Source organism: Bacillus sp. FF-1 (genome assembly GCF_028548245.1).
GTDB classification, from domain to species: domain Bacteria; phylum Bacillota; class Bacilli; order Bacillales; family Bacillaceae_G; genus Bacillus_A; species Bacillus_A paranthracis.
In genome coordinates, this window is the sequence record NZ_JAQQGG010000006.1 from 280,775 (window position 1) to 299,750 (window position 18,976).

17 protein-coding genes and 1 pseudogene are annotated in these 18,976 nt (G+C 34.7%); 12 read left to right on the forward strand and 6 right to left on the reverse strand.

Translation table 11 applies throughout. From position 1 onward, the window contains the following. Positions 1–13 precede the first annotated feature (13 nt). The 3 genes from hsdR to PQF83_RS20605 form a co-directional block, all read right to left on the reverse strand. The gene (hsdR, locus tag PQF83_RS20595; protein WP_272792331.1) at positions 14–3,220 is read right to left on the reverse strand and encodes a type I restriction-modification system endonuclease; all 3,207 of its coding nucleotides are present in this window, start codon (positions 3,218–3,220) and stop codon (positions 14–16) included. Positions 3,221–3,388: 168 nt separating this feature from the next. Beyond that, positions 3,389–5,230, reverse strand: a complete 1,842-nt coding sequence (locus PQF83_RS20600) for an N-6 DNA methylase (protein ID WP_272792332.1) — start codon at positions 5,228–5,230, stop codon at positions 3,389–3,391. A gap of 185 nt (positions 5,231–5,415) precedes the next feature. Then, a complete protein-coding gene (locus PQF83_RS20605; protein ID WP_272792333.1) occupies positions 5,416–6,630 on the reverse strand; it encodes a type I restriction enzyme HsdR N-terminal domain-containing protein in 1,215 nt (404 codons plus the stop codon). A gap of 130 nt (positions 6,631–6,760) precedes the next feature. Here PQF83_RS20605 and PQF83_RS20610 point away from each other — a divergent pair, with 130 nt between their 5' ends. From PQF83_RS20610 to PQF83_RS20625, 4 genes are read left to right on the forward strand one after another with little or no spacing between them, the layout of a single operon-like run. Continuing rightward, positions 6,761–7,774, forward strand: coding sequence for a hypothetical protein (locus PQF83_RS20610; protein WP_272792334.1), 1,014 nt, complete (start codon positions 6,761–6,763; stop codon positions 7,772–7,774). A gap of 11 nt (positions 7,775–7,785) precedes the next feature. Continuing rightward, positions 7,786–8,529 (forward strand): hypothetical protein, encoded by a 744-nt coding sequence (locus PQF83_RS20615; RefSeq protein WP_272792335.1) that lies wholly within the window; start codon positions 7,786–7,788, stop codon positions 8,527–8,529. Next, positions 8,456–9,148 (forward strand): hypothetical protein, encoded by a 693-nt coding sequence (locus tag PQF83_RS20620; RefSeq protein WP_272792336.1) that lies wholly within the window; start codon positions 8,456–8,458, stop codon positions 9,146–9,148. Before PQF83_RS20615 ends, PQF83_RS20620 begins: the two co-directional genes overlap by 74 nt. Beyond that, on the forward strand, positions 9,145–9,450 hold the full coding sequence (locus tag PQF83_RS20625) for a YkgJ family cysteine cluster protein (RefSeq protein WP_272792337.1): 306 nt from the start codon (positions 9,145–9,147) through the stop codon (positions 9,448–9,450). Before PQF83_RS20620 ends, PQF83_RS20625 begins: the two co-directional genes overlap by 4 nt. Before the next feature lie 112 nt (positions 9,451–9,562). On the opposite strand, the gene PQF83_RS20630 is transcribed toward PQF83_RS20625, so the two are convergent. From PQF83_RS20630 to PQF83_RS20640, 3 genes and pseudogenes are all read right to left on the reverse strand, one after another. Continuing rightward, complete coding sequence (locus PQF83_RS20630) at positions 9,563–10,516, reverse strand: DUF3800 domain-containing protein (RefSeq protein WP_097648726.1); 954 nt, start codon at positions 10,514–10,516, stop codon at positions 9,563–9,565. 315 nt (positions 10,517–10,831) lie between these two features. Next, positions 10,832–11,635, reverse strand: a pseudogene (gene spoVR, locus PQF83_RS20635) (stage V sporulation protein SpoVR); the annotation flags it as partial. 114 nt (positions 11,636–11,749) lie between these two features. Continuing rightward, entirely contained in the window at positions 11,750–12,310 is a 561-nt protein-coding gene (locus PQF83_RS20640; protein WP_000214810.1) for a nitroreductase family protein, read from the reverse strand. 232 nt (positions 12,311–12,542) lie between these two features. Here PQF83_RS20640 and PQF83_RS20645 point away from each other — a divergent pair, with 232 nt between their 5' ends. From PQF83_RS20645 to PQF83_RS20680, 8 genes are all read left to right on the forward strand, one after another. Then, positions 12,543–13,139, forward strand: coding sequence for a hypothetical protein (locus PQF83_RS20645; RefSeq protein ID WP_000276977.1), 597 nt, complete (start codon positions 12,543–12,545; stop codon positions 13,137–13,139). A 126-nt stretch (positions 13,140–13,265) separates the two neighbouring features. Next, positions 13,266–14,771, forward strand: a complete 1,506-nt coding sequence (gene gerYA, locus PQF83_RS20650) for a spore germination protein GerYA (RefSeq protein ID WP_000489326.1) — start codon at positions 13,266–13,268, stop codon at positions 14,769–14,771. Then, on the forward strand, positions 14,768–15,850 hold the full coding sequence (gene gerYC / locus PQF83_RS20655; protein WP_000789229.1) for a spore germination protein GerYC: 1,083 nt from the start codon (positions 14,768–14,770) through the stop codon (positions 15,848–15,850). Before gerYA ends, gerYC begins: the two co-directional genes overlap by 4 nt. A 12-nt stretch (positions 15,851–15,862) precedes the next feature. Then, a complete protein-coding gene (locus PQF83_RS20660) occupies positions 15,863–16,972 on the forward strand; it encodes a GerAB/ArcD/ProY family transporter (RefSeq protein ID WP_000147535.1) in 1,110 nt (369 codons plus the stop codon). 45 nt (positions 16,973–17,017) lie between these two features. Continuing rightward, positions 17,018–17,530: a PCYCGC domain-containing protein gene (locus PQF83_RS20665; RefSeq protein ID WP_000761036.1), complete on the forward strand. Its 513-nt coding sequence runs from the start codon at positions 17,018–17,020 to the stop codon at positions 17,528–17,530. Positions 17,531–17,645: 115 nt separating this feature from the next. Beyond that, complete coding sequence (locus PQF83_RS20670) at positions 17,646–17,894, forward strand: YhdB family protein (protein WP_001195458.1); 249 nt, start codon at positions 17,646–17,648, stop codon at positions 17,892–17,894. A 165-nt stretch (positions 17,895–18,059) separates the two neighbouring features. Beyond that, positions 18,060–18,479, forward strand: a complete 420-nt coding sequence (locus tag PQF83_RS20675; RefSeq protein WP_000532258.1) for a disulfide formation protein C — start codon at positions 18,060–18,062, stop codon at positions 18,477–18,479. 12 nt (positions 18,480–18,491) lie between these two features. After that, entirely contained in the window at positions 18,492–18,911 is a 420-nt protein-coding gene (locus PQF83_RS20680; protein WP_000738457.1) for a thioredoxin family protein, read from the forward strand. Positions 18,912–18,976 lie beyond the last annotated feature (65 nt).

Genomic DNA, 18,976 nt, shown 5'->3' on the forward strand with positions numbered 1-18,976 from the left:
TAGAGGCACATTGTTAGCTAATATATAAGTAATCATTTATAGTATACACAATCTTGTCAATCTCTTCTCCAAATTCGCGTTTCAGCATATTGTAACCACCTCGACTACGGAATGGTTCTTCTGAAAATGCCTCTTCTGGAGTTGGTGCTAACACTGGTACTTGTAATAACTGTTTTTCAATCCGTTCTAACCATTTTTCTTGGCGCGGTGTCCAATCATGTAAGCTATATACCTTTTGCATTGCATGTTTAATGCGTGCCTCATGATCCACTAACGCATCGCCGAGAGCTGCTTGACGAATAAATGTAATAATGTCTGCTGCAATATCTTCATTTTTCGTCTGTTTCCACGCTGTTTGTAAGTGAGATTGCTTGAACCCTTTCGTTTCAAGGATCGTAATTAACTCGCGCAAATCTTGACGTGTTAGTTCTTTTGGGCGCGTACACACAATTTGCAATGCAGGAATTAAGTTGATGTTTTCTTTTACAAAACGCTCAAATCCTTCAAGATAATCTTCAGGGCGATTATTCCCTTCCCCATATCCACGCTCTACTTTCGTTACACGATCATCGTGGTTGGAAATATATATTTTTTCACCTTGGGTACGATATTGTGAAACATATTCAAATAAAAGTTCTTGTTCTCTTGCTGCTTCTGGTGTTACAGATTGTAATTCATGTGCCCAATCATCAATGCTTTTGCCACTCGTCAATTCTGTAAATTTCTGCTTTGCTTCTTCTGGCAGGCGTTGTTTCTTGCGTTGTATTTTTGCAATAAGTTGATCACGATAAAAACCCACTTCTTTTTCATCATTAGCGTTTGCTAATGACTGATACAAATCATCAATTGAATAATTTTGTTGTTTCACAACAGGTTTCATGTCTGTGTATGATTTTAAATTATCATAAATACCAACTGCATCATAAATATTGAAATGTGTTTTTCCAATATCCGTACATAAACGAGTTGCTCGTCCTAACATTTGATCATACAGAATACGGGATTGCACGCGACGTAAAAATACTAAGTTTGTAATAGCTGGTACATCAACACCTGTCGTTAACAAGTCTACTGTAACAACAACATTCGGTAAACGCTCGTTTTTAAAACGTTTAATCGCTTCAAGTGGTTTATGAATATAACCTGTAATTTTCATAATAGCATCATCTTCCACTTCATCACCACGCTCTTTGTAAGCCTCTTTTAATAGACGTACAATCGTATCAGCATGTGCATCATTTACTGCAAAAATTAACGTTTTCTCTTTACTAGTTGGATCAACATAATCAGTTAACTTGTTTAAAACAGCACGATTGAAAGGCTCGGTAATTACCTTTCGGTTGAACTGTTCTACTTCAAATTGAACCGTATCTTCCATCTCTTCTAACTTTAGTTCTTGTTGGTCGACATCGTACACTTGTACTTCATCACCCTTCTCGAACTTAATCCCTGCTTCCATTAGCTCGGTTTTAAACACATACGGTGGCTCATGATCCACTAAGTATCCATCTAATACTGCTTCACTATACGAATACTTATAAATCGGCATACCAAAAATATCTGTCGTATGAAGGGCTGGTGTTGCCGTCAATCCTAAGCATGCTGCGTCAAAATAATCGATCACACGACGATATTGACTAATATAATCATTTTGATCACGGAATTCCATTTCCTCTTCTGACATCTCGCGATCACTTGTATAGCCACGGTGCGCTTCATCAACAATAATAAAATCATATTGTCCAACTGTTGGTAAGTTTGCATTGTCACTATAAAACAGACGCTGTACCATACCTTGTACCGTTGCAATATGTACTTTCGTTTCTATCTCAGGTGATATATGTTCTAATGTTTTCACATCATATATATCCGTAAATGCAAGCCCCTCAAATTTTGTATCTTTCAAAGAGTCTTCTGTTTGTGTCCCCAATGATTTACGGTCAACTAAAAATAGAATTCGACGACACTTTTTCGTTTTTATAAGGCGATACATTAATGCAATCGCTGTACGAGTTTTTCCCGTCCCCGTTGCCATCGCAACTAGCATTCTCCGCTTGCTTTCCTTTAAACCACTTTCTACAGACAGCACGGCATTTTGTTGGTAAGGGCGTAAACTAAATTTTTCAATACTTTCTTCTTCTAGTTTCTTATCAGCATCCTGGTCATCTTGTTCTAACAGCATCTGTAAATCCATAGGAGAGTGCCATCCTTCTAATGGACGTGAATGCTCTAATCGTTTACGAGAATCCCAGAACCAAATACCAGATTCATCTTTTAATTGTTTTAAATACGGACGTCCATTTGTTGCGTATAAAAATGGAGCTTTGTACTCACCCGTTGTTGACATTAAGGTTTCATCTTCATGCTGATAAACATTACGGGCGTAGAACTTCGTCTGGCTATCTAATACAGAAGCAATTTTTTTATGCTTTGCTTTAGCCTCAATAAAACCAACAAGTTGTTTACCAATAAATAAGGCGTAATCTGCTCGACCACCTTTAACAGTCCACTCAGCAATCGCCATATTTCGTCCCTTTTCTGGACGTATGCCATTTTGGAAAGTGAGATTAACACTATCAGCTTCCCAACCAGCTTGACGTAACTTTTCATCAATAATTGTTCTCGTCTCTTCTTCGGATAAAAGTAAACGATTCACATATTTTTTTGAAATACGACTACGTCTTTGCTTGTCCTCTGATGTATCATACTGTGATTCTTTACGAACCTTTTCTAATTCTGCTTCTAACTGTTTTACTTTCTCATCATATTCCTTTTGCAATGCCGACGCATCTACTTTTTCTTCCTTTTCAGGTTCAACATACTCTGGCGCTTCAAAGTCCCAATCACCGTACACTTCCATAAACCAAATACCTAAACGGAATGACATAAGCAATAACGCTTGAGCTTCTTTAACCGTTCCATATCCAGCTTCATGCGCTGCGTTATTTCCTTTTTTACGAATTGCGTCAAACATATCGTAAAGCTCTTTTTCTAGTAAACCTTCTCGACGTAATGTTTGTATACGATCAACCTGACTCGTATTATATGCTTCTTTAATATTTTCCATTGCCAAAATAACTTTAGCTAATGTTTCCCCAAACAAACGGAGTTTCATCAATGTTGTATGAGGATCATGGTGCATATTCTTCTCAGCCGTCTCACCAAGGTTAGCTAACACATCCCACTTTTCTCGAAAGAACGAAAAGTTACTTTTACTCATCTCCATCACCAACTTCTAAATATTGTATACTCTTATTATACATATGCAGTAAAATTTTTACATTCATTTAAATATAGTTACGATATTTGAATAAGATTAAACACCGTAACTATATTTTCATCATCTAACTTCTTATAAGTGACACAAATACTTTTTCACTTATTGATATTATTTTGTCCAATTTATTAGTCCTATTTGTTCATATAAACCTAGTGTTGATTCCACCTTGGCTTTATACGCCTCATTCAATGCTTGTTCGTATGTTTGATTTATTAATTGATACTGCTTACCTACCTGAATTTGTGCTTCCTGCGTTAAGCTTGGTACACGAATCTTTTTCATATCGCTTAATTTAATTAATTGAATCGTCGTACCTATTTGAATCTGTTCCATTTGCCATATTCCAAAAGGACTCTCTAGAAACGTTTGAACGAAATAAGGATCTACTCCTTCTTTTGGGCGAATAATCATTAAGTTCATAGAAGCATATGCATTTCCGATACCTTTTGGTACTACTGCAAATTTTATAGATGTTCCGCGGCTAAGCAATACAATGTCTCCTGCTTGAACCTTTGCTTTTTGTATCACTGAAAGGTCTGCAACTGATACAGACTCTAATTCATCTACACTTATCTTCCCACCTTGAATATCACTAGCTTTGATAATCTGAATAGAATGTTGACCATCACTTGATTTAATATTGATTCCATTTGTTAATTCAGCAATCTCACCTAGCTCAACCGTTTTCTCTCTATCCATCATTTCTATTTTATTTATAGTTCTTTCACCGATAACAGGTAAACTAATTCTCTCGGACATCGTATACCGTTCTGGAATGAATTCTCCATTATTTTGAATGACATCATCTATTGATACAGTGCTCGCTACTCCATTTACATTTTCGGTACTTTGATACAATGATAAAATACGTTCAATATGTTCACTTTCTAATACTTTAGCTCGACCTTGTACTCCTATAATTTCACTCGCATCAACCATTCTAATACTAGGTGATACCTCTAGAGATTGATTACGATTTAAAAATAGTGCATAGGGTGCTACCGCAGTATTCAGGAGAATTGAACTCGCGAACTTGATTACTCCCTCCACTTGTCTGCTTTTTGCAATTGCTGTTCTAACTTTCTCCTCTACACCGCCTCTAAATAGCGAACCACCTAAAGTTAAAATTATAGCTCGACCATTTGCCTTTGTTGATGCAAGGGCATGGGAGACGTAGTCTAAAGTAGCATCCCGTTTAGAAGATCGTCCAAATAAAAATCTACCAAATTCATCATATTCTCCAACATTTGAGCTAATGGGTCCTATTGCTGGGATAGAAATTACACAATCAAACTGTTGAAGATTTCCCTTCTCTAATATGAAAGTCGGTTTCTTTAATACGTCTCCCTGTTTAATTACAATATTGGATATTCCATATGCATACGCACCTAATTGCATCATATCAAATACATCTAAAGACATTGTATCTGCATGAACCGCTAGCTTCGGATACTTCTTTGCAATAACAAGTGACCAAAATGGATCATCGTTATTTCCTTGAATATATATATCATTTAATGTCTCTTTTATCATTTCTTTTTCAAATAACAATTTCATTGATGAAGGAATTTGTTGATTAGTTTTTTTCGATGATAAATTATCTAACTTACAAGTAATCGCATAAACTTCCTCAATAGTACCTGTCACATCATTACTCACTGCTTGTAAAAACATACGAAGTGCATTTTTGTCTAAGTTCTCAGCCAAACGAGCTGCTGCTTTTCCGATTTCCTCTTCTTGATGTTGTGAGAGAAATGTTTGAATAGCTATCGGTGTACTCGAATGTGATTCCAACACACTAGGTAACAAAGAGAGTGGTTTGTTATTTTTTTCTAATGTTTTACTTATTACACCAGCTAATAAAATCATTCCTTTGTAGTTTTCCGCTCTTTCATAACCTCGAATACTTTCTAAAGCTGCATAAATACTTCTTCCATAATTAGTTTTCACATTATTCACTCCTTAGTTATTTAATAACTTTTTCTTCTTGACTTAAATTTACCAGTTATAACTTCACTTGTCAATTAGTTATTTGATAACTTTTTAAAAAATATTAAATAACTAATTTATCTTCTTTATAAAAAAAGATACCAGAAGCCTACTGAGTTCTAGTACCTTCCCGATATAAGTATTTCTTATTCTAAATAACCTTTTCGAAAATCATCTCTTAATATCGCATACTTAATTAAATTAGCAACAAACAACTTCACATCTCGATACTTCCATTTAAATTCTCTAGAATAATCTAAAATCCCCAAGATAATTTGATTATCTTCATTTACTAACTCAGGTGCCCTCTGTTTCATAAACTGAATTACCTTATCTCTTTTAACAGCTCCTTTTTTTCCAGCCGTTAAAGTACCATCGTGCCATATTGTGCATTTCGTTCCTTCTATAAAAACATATCTATCGATGCTTAATTGCAAAGAATTATGACTCTTATCAAAATCATCTATTGCAACAACCAAATAAGTTATCCCTTTTCGTGTTCTATAAACTGGATCATTTACGGTTTTTGCTGTAGCGAATATAGACATACTAGCAATCTGGTGGTTCCCTTCTCCGTCTTCAACAATAAAGTATCGATAATCTCCTGGATAAGTTCCACCTGCTGCATTTCCATAGGACATGTAACGCAATCCACCATCTTCAATTAAATTAACACCATTAAAAAATTGAGAGCGTAAAAGGTATCTTTGATCTTGTAGTAAACCCATAAAGTTAATAATAAAATTATGTAATTGACTAGGAGTATCTTCTCCAATCCATCCCCAATCTTTCGATTCCTCTACTATTTGCGAAGAATAATTATCATAAAAGGCGGGTCTCTCCCACAATTCGTCCACTTTCTCCTGGACAATTTGAAGATTCTGTCTCTCAACTAAATCTTCATAAGATGGGATAACAGATAAATTTTTATATAATTTGGTACTTGTACAATATGCTTGAAAAATAGTTTCGATACCATTAGTAACCATAATCATGTCCGCAAAGATCATTTCATCATAACGAATAACTTGATTAAAAACACTTTCCGTTAAGGGAACATGATTTGCTTTGCATTCTATAATTAACAAAGGGATAAGTTGATTATCCCTTTCACCATAAACAATAATATCCGCTCTTCCTTTTAAACCTTTCTTAAAATAAGACATCGGTACTTCAACCTCAATATATTCAGTCGGAACTTGCATATCTTTAATTAAAAACTGAATAACCTGTTGCCTTACTATTTCTTCTGGAGAAATTAAAATTAATTTCTTTCTAATTGGATCAAAAAAGCATTCTCGTCCATTTCTTATAAATATTTTTGGAAGTTCATATTTGTTATACCTTACAGATTGATACATTATTCCCACCCAATTCAATCGTTTTAGATTTCAGACATACATATAGAATTCTATGTTAGGTTGATAATATCGTATTATTTAAATTATATTTATATTATAGGAAAAATTTCTCATGAAGGGAACGATTTGAATGCCATTACCATTTATTCCATTAGCTGTTGCTGCTGGTGCTGCAGTTGCCACTGCAGTCGCTGGAAAAAAAGGACATGAATCATACAAAAACATGAAAGAAACAAAGAATATTGCTGAATCGATGGAGAATCAATACAAAACTGTATTTAATATATTTGATCAAGCACGGCAAGATACAAATACTCAATTTGAAAAGTATGGAGAATTAAAACTGAACATTCTTAGTGGAACAATGAAAGAATTCATTTCAGAATTCAAGAAATTAAAAAATGTTGATTTTACAAATAAAACAACTATTGATTCCCTTGAAGATGTATCTGATTCTAAACACTTCATGCGAGAAATAGAAAAACAAATCATCGCTGCATCTGATTTGTTAAAATCTGGTGTTTCTGCAATTGCTGGCGGTGGACTTGCAGCTTTCGGAGCACTCGGGGCTGCAACAACATTTGGCGCTGCTTCCACTGGAACTGCTATCGCTTCTTTAAGTGGAGTAGCTGCCACAAATGCAACGTTAGCATTTTTAGGTGGTGGATCACTAGCTGCTGGTGGATTAGGAATGGCTGGTGGCTCTGCTGTGTTAGGTGGTATTGCTCTTGCCCCTGCCCTAGCATTAGGAAGTGTGATTTTTGCTGCATCTACCAAAAAGAAACTAGAAGAAATGAAAATTAAAAGGGAAGAAATTAACGTAGAAATCGAGAAATTAAAAAGTGCTATTTCTATTTTAAAAGAAATACAAACTTATACTGTTAAATTATCAGATTTAACAACTGAAACAAACAACCTTTTTGGTGACTATATTGCAACAATGATTTCTATCATCGATGAGAAAGGTATCGACTATCGTAACTTCTCCGATGATGAACAACTTGCAATCCGTTATACTGCTGAGCTTGCGATTATCTTGAAAAGGTTATTAGATACACCCGTTATTGATGAGAACGGTGAACGATCCAAAATCTTAGAAGACGTCCTTAAAAACACAGAAAAATCAATTCAACACATGTACTAGGTGATTGCCATATGAAAAATAATCTAGACATTCTCGCAACTCAAATTGTAGCCGAGCAAATTGAACGATATGGTAATGCTACTATTGAAACATTTGCAGGAATGGACACACTAACAAAAGTAGCAAAACAATATATGAACTGTTCACCTACTATTACACAAGGACGGCTTTTTGAAATTATTGAGGCAACTAAATTTAATAAAGATGCTGCCTTGAATGGTGAGAGTTTGCGTGCTTTTACGACAGACTCTTTAGGAGATCCACATGCTGCCGCTGATATCGTAGTAAAGAATGGAGATACATTACTTAAAGAAGTACAAGCAAAGTCTAGTGCTAAAGCTTCACGATTAGCAAGAATGGTATCGAGTGAAAAATATGGAGACATGGACCGTTTAGTTAACAGTGAAAAAGCAAATAGAGTAAGAGAATTAGTTGAAAAACGCGCAAATTCCCAAGGGATTTACGCCAAAGACTATGAACAAGCTGGTCCTCATATAAAAGGAAAACTAGAAGCAAACAATATTACAAGTGGTGGTACTACATATGAGGAAGCTTTAAAGGCTGCAAATCAACCACAAGCATACGCACTAAAAGAAAAAATATATACATTTGCTGAAGGAACATTCTCTTCTATGATGAATGGTGCTTTAGCAGGGGCATGTGTAGGCGGCGGAGTATCACTTGTACAACAAACTGTTGAGATTTGTAAAGGCGCAACAAATAAAAGATGGATTTATACAAATAGGAACAGATAGTGGGAAACAAGCTGGAAAAAGCGCCGCTGTTGCAGGAATTGCCCACGGCATCAAATTTATCGGTAAAGATAGTGTAATGATGAAAGGGAATGTCGCAGCAGCTCTTGCTTCTTCAGCCGTTAGATTAACAGAAAGCTCCTACCAACTTATAAAGGGAAAAATATCTATTGAGGAATTTTTACAGACAGTTGGTGAAAACGCTGTTACTACTTTTTCAGGAATTGTATTCAGCGCAGCAGGAGCAATGCTTCTCGGTCCTGTCGGTGCAGCTGTCGGCGCCACCGTCGCAATGCTAGGAATGAAACAACTATATGGGGCATTTACTCGCGCTCAACAAGAATTGGAACTAACAATTGAGGAACGAAAAAGGGCTGAAGAATTAAGTAAAGTCCTTATAGATTATATTAAACAAGAAGAAGAACGTATTTGTAAGTTTTATCAAGAAACTGGTGCTCAAATAGAAAACTTAACTGTGCTGGTTAAACAAACGATTCATACTGGTGACAATATAGAAGAGACTATTCATCAACTTGCCGAAACATTAAATGTATCGTTTAAATATCAGACCCAAGAGGAATTTAATTCGTTTATGCTAAGCGAGGAGTCTTTCACTTTATGATGACTTTTCCTTGTACCAAATGCGGAATCTGTTGTCAAAACATACAAGGTATTGACTCCTTATCTCATTTAAACAGAGGTGATGGTTGTTGTATTCATTATGATACTGACAATCATTCATGTACAATTTATAAAGAACGTCCTCTTCTCTGTAATATTGAGCTAGCATATGAAGAGCTTTTTAAAAAATCTATATCAAAAAAGGATTTTTATCTGTTAAATGCACAATCATGTAATGAATTACAAGAAATGCATAGCATCCCTTCCACATATAGAGTTGATACTAAGCAAATTGATGAATAAATAATAAAAAACAAGCACATCCTAATTCAGGCATGTACTTGTTTTTTATTATTCTCTCTGCACCCATTGGAATTAATTACATCTTTATGACGACTAGGTAAAAACTTACCCTTTAATCTTTCTTAACATAATGTAATGCAGCATTTCTCCCTTTTCCACTCAAATAGTCTAAATAACCAATTAGCATGTTTCTTAAAGAGTTTGAATATCCCATTTCTTTCCGTAAGTCTTTAAGCATAATATCTGGATTTTTTAGTAATAGCTCTTGTACCTTTACCATTTCCCGCATATCAAATGTTTGTTTATGTAAGAAAAACTTATTAATGTATGGAGCAAGATGTACTTGTAATGGCTTTTGCTCAATTCCATCCCATTGGAAGATTTTAATTTTTGTTTGGAAATGCTCTAAATTACATTTTTCAGCCAGAAAACGATATACTAAGTCACTTTTTACTTTTGTCACAACACTATCGTTTTCATACGTTTTCTCCATTAAAAATACTACAATTCCCATTACCAAATCTACGAGCTGTAAAGGAATGCTCTCTTCTGATTTCTGAGACGAAGCATGAATAACTCGATATTTCATATTCCGATATACAGCATGTGCATTCATTTGTTCTTTCAATTTAGAATATAAACGGATTGTACGATATTCGCTACTACGATCTACAAAGATACGCACATTTGAATTTTGTTCAATGTTTCTTGTCACACCATAAAATAAACGCTCAGGTATCTTAATATAAAACATCTTTCGCAAATCTTGATGTGTGTATTTAAATTCCTCAGTAATTGCAAAAGCTTGCGCATTATCCACGATAAAAATATTAAAATTTACATCTTGTTCGAAAATAGTTTGTAGCACTTGATAATATTTTGCCACATGCTTATCATCTTTATATTCACGAAAATGCAATTCTTTATTTGAATGTGCATAGTAAGGTTTTACAGCCTTTGTTAAAGAAGATAAATCATCGGCATTTCCCCCAAATGCCCCATAATAAGAATACTGTTTAGTTAAATCCAATTTATTCGATTCATCAAAATATATATGATAGTTCATTCTCCGTACTCCCTAAAAAAGGATTTTTTATTGACACATCGAATATATCATATTAAAATTACCTATACCATATAATATTAGTGGATATTCTTCCTTGACCGCGTTGGATAAGCTGGAATATTCAGTACGGAAACCTTTCTCCGCCGCGTTGGTGGAGCTGGGACTATCCCTCTTGGACAATCCAAGAGGGATTTTTCTTTATATAATAATATAATATCTTTATATGCATAAAAAGAAATTATATTACCTCATAATACGATACATGGCTATTTTTTAACAATAGATGCACAAATTTATATTAAAAGCACCTTAGCAATACGAAGCCCAGCCTTCATTCATAATTTTCGTTTCAAGCTGCGGCCAGAAATATAACATTTCCTCACGCATCATCGTTAATATGTCCCGCTGCCAATCTTCTAGCTCACGGCTATATTCTTCAATAAAGAGAAGTAAATCTTTTTCTGGTTGTGGTGGGATTTTCTTCTTTTTACGCACATTGGAGCGTTCCTGTTTTTTATTTCGATTATCTAAATTCCACAAATCATCGTATTGCGATGCCTTTTTCTTTTCTACTTCTTCCTCTTCTAAATCATCAATACTCCACGCAAGTTTTGGACGCATAAGCGACGGATCAATATGCTCTTGAATGGCAAGTACGGCATCTAAAAATGTTTCTACTTCTTCTTTTCCGTACTTATGCTCATATGCTTTCACCCGTTCAGCTGTTGCTGACATACTTTCTACCATATCTCGCTTCGTATTTGAAAAACGAATATTATTTTTAAAGAAATCACAGTGCGCTAACACGTGCGCTACAATTAATTTATTTTGAATTAACGAGTTCGTATCTAATAAAAAGGCATAACATGGATCAGAGTTAATAACGAGTTCGTATATTTTACTAAGACCTAAATCGTATTGTAATTTCATTCTGAAAAACTGTTTTCCAAAACTCCAATGTGAAAACCGCGTCGGCATCCCATATGCACCAAATGTATAAATAATTTCCGCTGGACATATTTCATAACGCATCGGATAAAAATCAAGCCCAAATCCAGTCGCAATTTCCGTAATTTCCGCAATTGCATATTGCAGTGCTTTATCGTCACTTGCTCTCATTATTTTCCCTCCTTACACTTTCCCTTAAGAAAGTGTATGATTGAGAACAAGCTTTCATGAGGATTGATTGCATAATAAAAAGACACCCTCATAAAAACGAGAATGTCTCATCTATTAACCTTCAATAATCTCCATCTTCTCCGTAATCGGTGTACGAGCTTTTCCTTCTGGTGCTTTATCGAAATAGCCAAGGTGAAGAATTCCAACGATGCGTTGACCTCTAGTTAAACCAAGTCCTTCTATAAATAATGGATTGTAGTTTAATCCACCTGATTTCCAAACACAACCTAAACCGCGTTCCCAAGCAAGAAGTTGGAAGTTTTGCATAAATGCACATGTTGCAGCGTAATCTTCGTCACGTTGAATTTGACGTGGATCTTCATTTATGTAAACAACAATTTGTGCTGGCGTGCTTAAGAAACGATCCGATAAAATTTTACCGCGTTTCGCTCTTTCTTCTTCTGTGAAAGAGTTTAATACTGCGTCTACTAATTTCTGACGACCTTCTCCAATGTATAATTTACAATTCCATGGTTCACGATGTTTATGATTCGGTGCCCACGTTGCGTCGTTTAATAGTTCAATTAATAACTCTTTGTCTACTGCTTTATCTGTAAATGTACGAACAGAACGTCTTTCTTTAATCACATTTGCGATGGAAGTATATGTAGTCATATTTTTCTCTCCCTTATTTTTATCTATATGTATACGTTTATTGTTGATATTGATTTTCAATTTCGATTATACCTTAGTTTTTTACTATTAATCAATGTTTTATGTTGGAAAACTTCCAAAAACTTCAGTTCATACTGTGAATAAAAAAACTTGATTTGTTCACAAGTATTTCACATTTTATGGAAATGATATGTGTACAGTTTTCCACATTATCTATCTAGGAGGAGTTTATATGTACAAAAAAATCGCAGTAAGTATGTCTATGGCAACATTATTATTCGGTGCAACCGTCTTCCCTACTTTCGCTGCTACGCCAAAAGAAGTAACATTGCATCATCATAAGCCAATTTCAGAAGAAGAAATGCAATCACTCGAAAAACTCGGCTATAACAAACATGAAATTTGGAAAGCTGCCCACATTGCAAAAATGAGTAAAAAAGAAATTAAGGACGTTTTAGCTTACTATAAGCAAAATAATTCTTGGGAGAAAACAGCAGAGCATTTCGGGGTAGACCCAAGTAAGTTGAAAAAGCATCATATGAATAAAGAAACAAAAAAAGCACTACTGCAACAATTAGCAAATATGCAAAAATCTACACCAGACGGGCTAAAACAAAAAATGAAAGAATATAATATCGGATTACGTCAGCTCACGGTATTAACAATCATCTCTCAAAAAAGTAATACTCCCCTTGATGATGTACTAAAAATGAAAAAAGACGGAATGGATATGAAACAAATTGCAGAAAAATTAAATGTAAAAAAAGAAGATATACGAGCAGAAATGATTAAATTAGTGAAGTCTATTAAGGAAAAGAAAACAAATTAATATGCCAAAAAGGAAGAGTTTTTCAATACTCTTCCTTTTCTTTATGAACTTTCAATTTTTAAGTATAAATTCCCGTCTTTCCCAAAAACTAACACAAGTAAATGATATATGTTAGGGGGTGGGAAAATGTTTCGTTTATCATCTAAAAAGAAAAAACAAACCTTCTGTTCTATTCCAGATTTTATCCATACGATGAAAAAATCAAGCGACTTTTCTTCTTATAACATTATAGAAGATGGGACATTATGTTTGTTTTATTATAAATCTACAGTAGAATCACTTATTATTAAGCGATTCATTTTAGCACCTATAAAAAATAAATTAGAGGAGATTCAACATATTGATGACATCTTAAATGTCGTATCTATTGAAGACATCCTCATCAATCCGTCCATTGATGATATTCGTGAGAAATTATTAGGTGGATACGTATTATTACAACTAAAAAAAGGTTCAGGGCAAGCAACGTATGCACTTCTACGCGCCGAGAGTACCGTTTTAGGAACTCGTTTAGTAAATGACACGGAAAATGAATATAGTGTTATTGGCCCTAAAGTTGGTTTTGTTGAAAATGTTGATATAAATATACATTTATTACGCCGAAATATCGTAACCGAGCAATTAATCTTCAAAGAAGTTAGCGTTGGTTCTATGTCAAAAACCAAAATCGTAGTTGCTTACATCGAAGGCATTACAAATGAACAGCATATTAACACCGCAACGCAACGTCTACAAGATATTGATTTTGATTACCCTTTTGATGCAACTATGATTGAACAATTCATTAGTGATAATAGTAACTCTCCATTCCCTGTTTTACTACCTACAGAGCGTTTAGATCGTTCTGTTTATGCATTACTAAACGGAGGAATTGTCATTTTAACAGACGGTTCACCATATGCATTAGCTGGACCAGCAACATTACTCGATTTTTTCGTCTCTCCAGAAGACTATTATTTACCATGGATGGCAGGGTCATTTCTTAGATTAGTTCGCTTTTTTGGAGCGGCATTCTCTCTATTTTCATCAGCTATTTATACAGCTGTATTAACGTATCACTATCAAATGATTCCAGCAGATTTACTCGGCCCTATTATTTATTCCAGAGCCAACGTACCATTTCCACCTGTTTTGGAGGCACTTTTTTTAGAAATCACAATCGAATTACTGCGCGAAGCTGGGGCGCGTTTACCGACTAAAGTTGGTCAAACGATTGGTATTGTTGGTGGTATTGTAATTGGGCAAGCATCAGTTGAGGCTGCTTTAACGAGCACCATCTTACTAATTGCTGTTGCGCTGTCTGCACTAGCTTCTTTTACAACACCGACAGTAAAAATGTCTTCTACTATCCGGATATTACGCTTCCCTCTTATTATTTTAGCCGGAGCATTTGGAGGTGTAGGTCTTATCGTCGGATTTGTATTCATATTGGCTCATTTAATTCGCTTAAAATCACTTGGATCACCTTATTTATTACCTTTATACCCATTTCGCGGTTTAGGTACAGCTGAAGGACTCCTTCGTCTTCCATTTAGTCAAACTGCGGGACGAGCTTCTTTTTTAAGGCCCAAAAAGAAATGGCGCTATGATCCAAACAAAGCGAAAGAAAAACGTGACGGTGAGGAAAAATGAAAAATATTTTTTTATGCTTTTTCATTATCATTTTAATTTTCCAATCTGGTTGTACAGAAGCTCATATAGTTGATACACAGCGAATGATTCACGTAGGTGGATTCGATATAACAAAAAACAAAAAATTTCGCGGAACAATTTTATATCCGGATTACACAAAAGGCGTACAATCTAAACCAGAAACTCAATCCACTCATGCAGGTACAATTGAAACAATCTCTTCCCTTCTAAACGCCAAATCTCCACATACGATTGCTGTAGGTCAAATGCGTGTTGTCCTATTTGGAAAAGCATTTGGCGAACATGGACTTGGGGATGTTATTAACAACTTACAACGTGACCCTAACATTGGCCGTGATGTACAACTAGCACTTGTGGATGGTTCAACAGAAGAATTACTTAAACATGTGAAAACAAATGGATCGCTATATCTATCTGAATTACTGGAACAAAATATAAAAAATGAGACAATCCCTCGGACAGCTTTAAATATTTTTTTATATAACTTCTATTCATCTGGATGCGATGCATTTCTTCCTTACATTCAAGTATCAGAAGACAAATCTGCTTCCATTAAAGGACTCGCTTTTTTAAAAAAGGATAAAGTGGCTATGTATACAGACAGGAAAAGGTCTTTTTTATTTAAATTACTCATTAATCCAACGAAAAATGGGCGTTACGAAGTTCCGATACGTCAAGGTAAACATAAAGGAGTAATTGCTACTCAAAACTTATCTGGAAATAGTGAGTGCTCTCTTTCGCCAAACGGTGATATTCCGAAAGTTAACATACACTTGAAGTTAAATGGACTCGTAAAAAATGCTCCCAGATGGCTGGATTTATCAAAGAGTAAAAATGTAACTTACGTAAAAAGACATATAGAAAAAATGCTTGAAAAGGATTTAAACGAATTAATAAAACAATTCCAAGAAAATAAAATCGATCCAATAGGAATACGTGAAGAAATTCGTAGTCATTCAAGAAAATGGAGCATGAAACAAATTCAAGATATGTATCCTAACGTAGACATTGCTGTTAATGTGAAAATTAATGTCGTACAATCTGGTATCGGTGAATAGTGAGGTGCTATCATGACTGGACAAGATAAAACACATACTGTTTCCCCTTATTTCACATTCCTTCTATTACACTCTCTTCAAATTGGAGTAGGAGTGTTAGGATACCAAAGGATAATTGCGCAATTTGCCGGTTATGATGCTTGGATTTCTCTTATTATTGCAGGTATTGCAACTCATATCGTTTTATTTTGTATGCTTAAAATGTTAGAAAAAGATAATGATTTAATGAATATTCATACGACATGTTTCGGAAAATGGATTGGGAAAATTTTTTCCGTATGCTTTGCCGCATACCTTTTATTATTTTGTCTTACTGTTCTTCGTACGTATATTGAAGTTATTCAAGTTTGGGTCTTTCCTACAATTAAACCGTGGAAATTAACTTTCCTATTTTTACTTGTAGCCTATTACATAATTAGAGGCGGCTTTCGTTCTGTAACTGGAATTTGTTTTTGGGGCGTTATTATACCGATTTTCGTCCTGTTATTCTTAGTTTTTCCAATGAAATATGCGCATGTCCGTAACATTTTCCCAATTCTAAATCATTCACCTTTAGAAATTCTAACTGCAACCAAAGCATCTGCATTAGAATTTCTTGGATTTGAAGCAATCCTTGTTTTTTATCCATTTATTAAAAAAGGAAAATCGTTAAACAAATGGGCACATGGTGGTATTATTTTTACAACAATTCTATACGTAATACTAGCCATCGTTTCCCTTATGTACTATAGCCCTGGGCAACTACATCATACTATTTGGCCAACATTAACGATGCTAAAAATCATTAAAGTTCCTTTTATCCAAAGGTTTGAGTACATTATTATTTTTCTATGGTATCTTATTATTTTACCTAATCTTTGTTTAACCATTTGGTCTTCTTGTTGCATTAGTAAAAGATCTTTTCACATACCATTTAAAATTACATTGCCACTTTTTATCGCAGTCATATTTATTTCATCCTTATTTTTCACAAACCGTGAAAGTATCAACACATTAAACACAGTACTATCTCAAGCTGGTTTATACATTGTATACGCTTATATCCCAATTTTATTTCTATTCCATTCAGTTCGATGGCATTTCAAAAATCGGTCAAAAAAATCTTCACCCGACACACCGTAATCTCTGATACAATTTGATTAATACATTTGTAAAGGGGACAAGCGAATGAAAAAGTATGTATTTTCTTTACTTGCAGTACTGAGTTTAATTCTTGCTGGATGCGGAAGTACTAGTACAAATGACCAAAAATCTTCTGAATCAAAAAAAGAAGAACATGACCACGCATCGCACACTCAGCAAGCTGACATTCAAGAGAAAACAAAAGGAGTCGACACACTTCCTACCTTCCTAGACAAGCTTGATCCACAAATGAAAGATATCTACACTGTCGCTGGACAAAATGCAGAACTATTAGATTGGATTCCATGTTACTGCGGTTGCGGTGAAAGTGTAGGACATAAAAATAATAAAAATTGTTTTATTCGTGAAATTAAAAAGAATGGTGAAGTTGTTTGGGATTCTCATGCAACGACTTGCGTCAATTGCCTAGAAATCGCAGTTGAATCTGCTTCGATGAAACAAAAAGGAAAATCAACGCTTGAAATTCGTAACTATATCGATAATAAATACAAAGAAGGCTATGGCAAACCAACACCTACGCCAATGCCAAAAGCTTAAAAACGAGGACATACCTCGTTTTTTTCATTCACTTTTTTTCTTAACAAATTCTTTCAAGTGTATTTCTCCTTACTTATCACACACTATATATAACTCTCGGTAAGGAGGGTACACAGTGCAAACATATAACGACTATGATAAAGCTCTCTATTACACGTATTGCTGTAATTGGGATAAATTACTCGTTCTCATGGTTCAAACGAACGATCAATTATTTTCTAAGCGTATTGAGCATTTTTTACACGCTTATCAATACAGTAAAGAACTTCCAGAAGTTGATAAACAGTTGCAGCTCCTATTTCAATATATTGACCACGCATCCCAAAAGTCACATATAGAAGAAGTAGAGCAAATTCAAATGTAAACTATAGCGCTATTCTCTTCTGGAGAATAGCGCTTTTTTAAAATGTTCATATCAATAAAAGTTTCCCCGTATAAAACTTTTATTGATAAACATATTTTTTCTTTCTTTTCTGTACCACTTCATACTATAATTTAGTATGTAACTATTATAAGAGAGGTATAAAATATGGGACGAGAAAAAAAGCAAGAATATGCTTTATTTACCGCGTGGGGAGCTTCGTTTATTGCTACACTAGGAAGTCTATACTTTTCCGAAATCATGAAATTTGAGCCTTGTGTCCTTTGTTGGTATCAACGCATTTTCATGTATCCATTCGTTTTATGGCTCGGTATCGCTGTAGTAAAAAAAGATTATCGCATCGCAAGTTATTCTTTACCGATCGCAAGTATTGGTGCTTGTATTTCTTTATATCACTATGCAATTCAAAAAGTCGCAGCATTTTCGGCTGCAGGGGCAGCTTGCGGCCGTGTACCATGTACGGGAGAATACATAAACTGGTTCGGCTTTGTGACAATCCCGTTTTTAGCACTTATCGGCTTTATTACAATCGCTGTTTGTAGCTTTATTGTCATCAAAAACAAATAAGGAGATGAAAGAATGAAAAAAATGCTTATATTTGGCGGTATTATTATCGTCTTATTTGCGGCAATCTTTGCTGTAACTCAAATGGAAAAGAAAAACGCATCGACAGATGAAAAAGGTTACTACTCAAATAAAATTTCTCTTGAAGATCTCAATAAAAATATAGAAGATAAAAAAGAACAAACGATTTACTTTTATCAAACCTCTTGCGTTCATTGTCAAAAGGTCTCTCCTATTGTTGTACCTTTAGCGAAAGATTTAAATGTTGATATGAAAGTAATTGATATTGAAAATTTAAACGAGCCTTGGGATAAGTACGATATTAAAGGAACGCCAACGATTATTCATTTTAAAGATGGTAAAGAAGTAAGCCGTATTAGCGGAGAACAATCAAAAGAAAAGTTTAAAGAATGGTTTGAACAAACGAAAAAATAACGAGAAAAGGAAACTCCTTCTACACATGAAATGGACGTAAAATTCCAAACTAATGTATAAGGAGG

Bases quoted from the DNA above. Each gene is read 5' to 3' on its own strand.
- hsdR (WP_272792331.1), bottom strand. From the start codon at position 3,220: ATGAGTAAAAGTAACTTTTCGTTCTTTCGAGAAAAGTGGGATGTGTTA.
- PQF83_RS20605 (WP_272792333.1), bottom strand. From the start codon at position 6,630: ATGTATCAATCTGTAAGGTATAACAAATATGAACTTCCAAAAATATTT.
- PQF83_RS20610 (WP_272792334.1), top strand. From the start codon at position 6,761: ATGCCATTACCATTTATTCCATTAGCTGTTGCTGCTGGTGCTGCAGTT.
- PQF83_RS20615 (WP_272792335.1), top strand. From the start codon at position 7,786: ATGAAAAATAATCTAGACATTCTCGCAACTCAAATTGTAGCCGAGCAA.
- PQF83_RS20625 (WP_272792337.1), top strand. From the start codon at position 9,145: ATGATGACTTTTCCTTGTACCAAATGCGGAATCTGTTGTCAAAACATA.
- PQF83_RS20630 (WP_097648726.1), bottom strand. From the start codon at position 10,516: ATGAACTATCATATATATTTTGATGAATCGAATAAATTGGATTTAACT.
- PQF83_RS20640 (WP_000214810.1), bottom strand. From the start codon at position 12,310: ATGACTACATATACTTCCATCGCAAATGTGATTAAAGAAAGACGTTCT.
- PQF83_RS20645 (WP_000276977.1), top strand. From the start codon at position 12,543: ATGTACAAAAAAATCGCAGTAAGTATGTCTATGGCAACATTATTATTC.
- gerYA (WP_000489326.1), top strand. From the start codon at position 13,266: ATGTTTCGTTTATCATCTAAAAAGAAAAAACAAACCTTCTGTTCTATT.
- gerYC (WP_000789229.1), top strand. From the start codon at position 14,768: ATGAAAAATATTTTTTTATGCTTTTTCATTATCATTTTAATTTTCCAA.
- PQF83_RS20660 (WP_000147535.1), top strand. From the start codon at position 15,863: ATGACTGGACAAGATAAAACACATACTGTTTCCCCTTATTTCACATTC.
- PQF83_RS20665 (WP_000761036.1), top strand. From the start codon at position 17,018: ATGAAAAAGTATGTATTTTCTTTACTTGCAGTACTGAGTTTAATTCTT.
- PQF83_RS20675 (WP_000532258.1), top strand. From the start codon at position 18,060: ATGGGACGAGAAAAAAAGCAAGAATATGCTTTATTTACCGCGTGGGGA.
- PQF83_RS20680 (WP_000738457.1), top strand. From the start codon at position 18,492: ATGAAAAAAATGCTTATATTTGGCGGTATTATTATCGTCTTATTTGCG.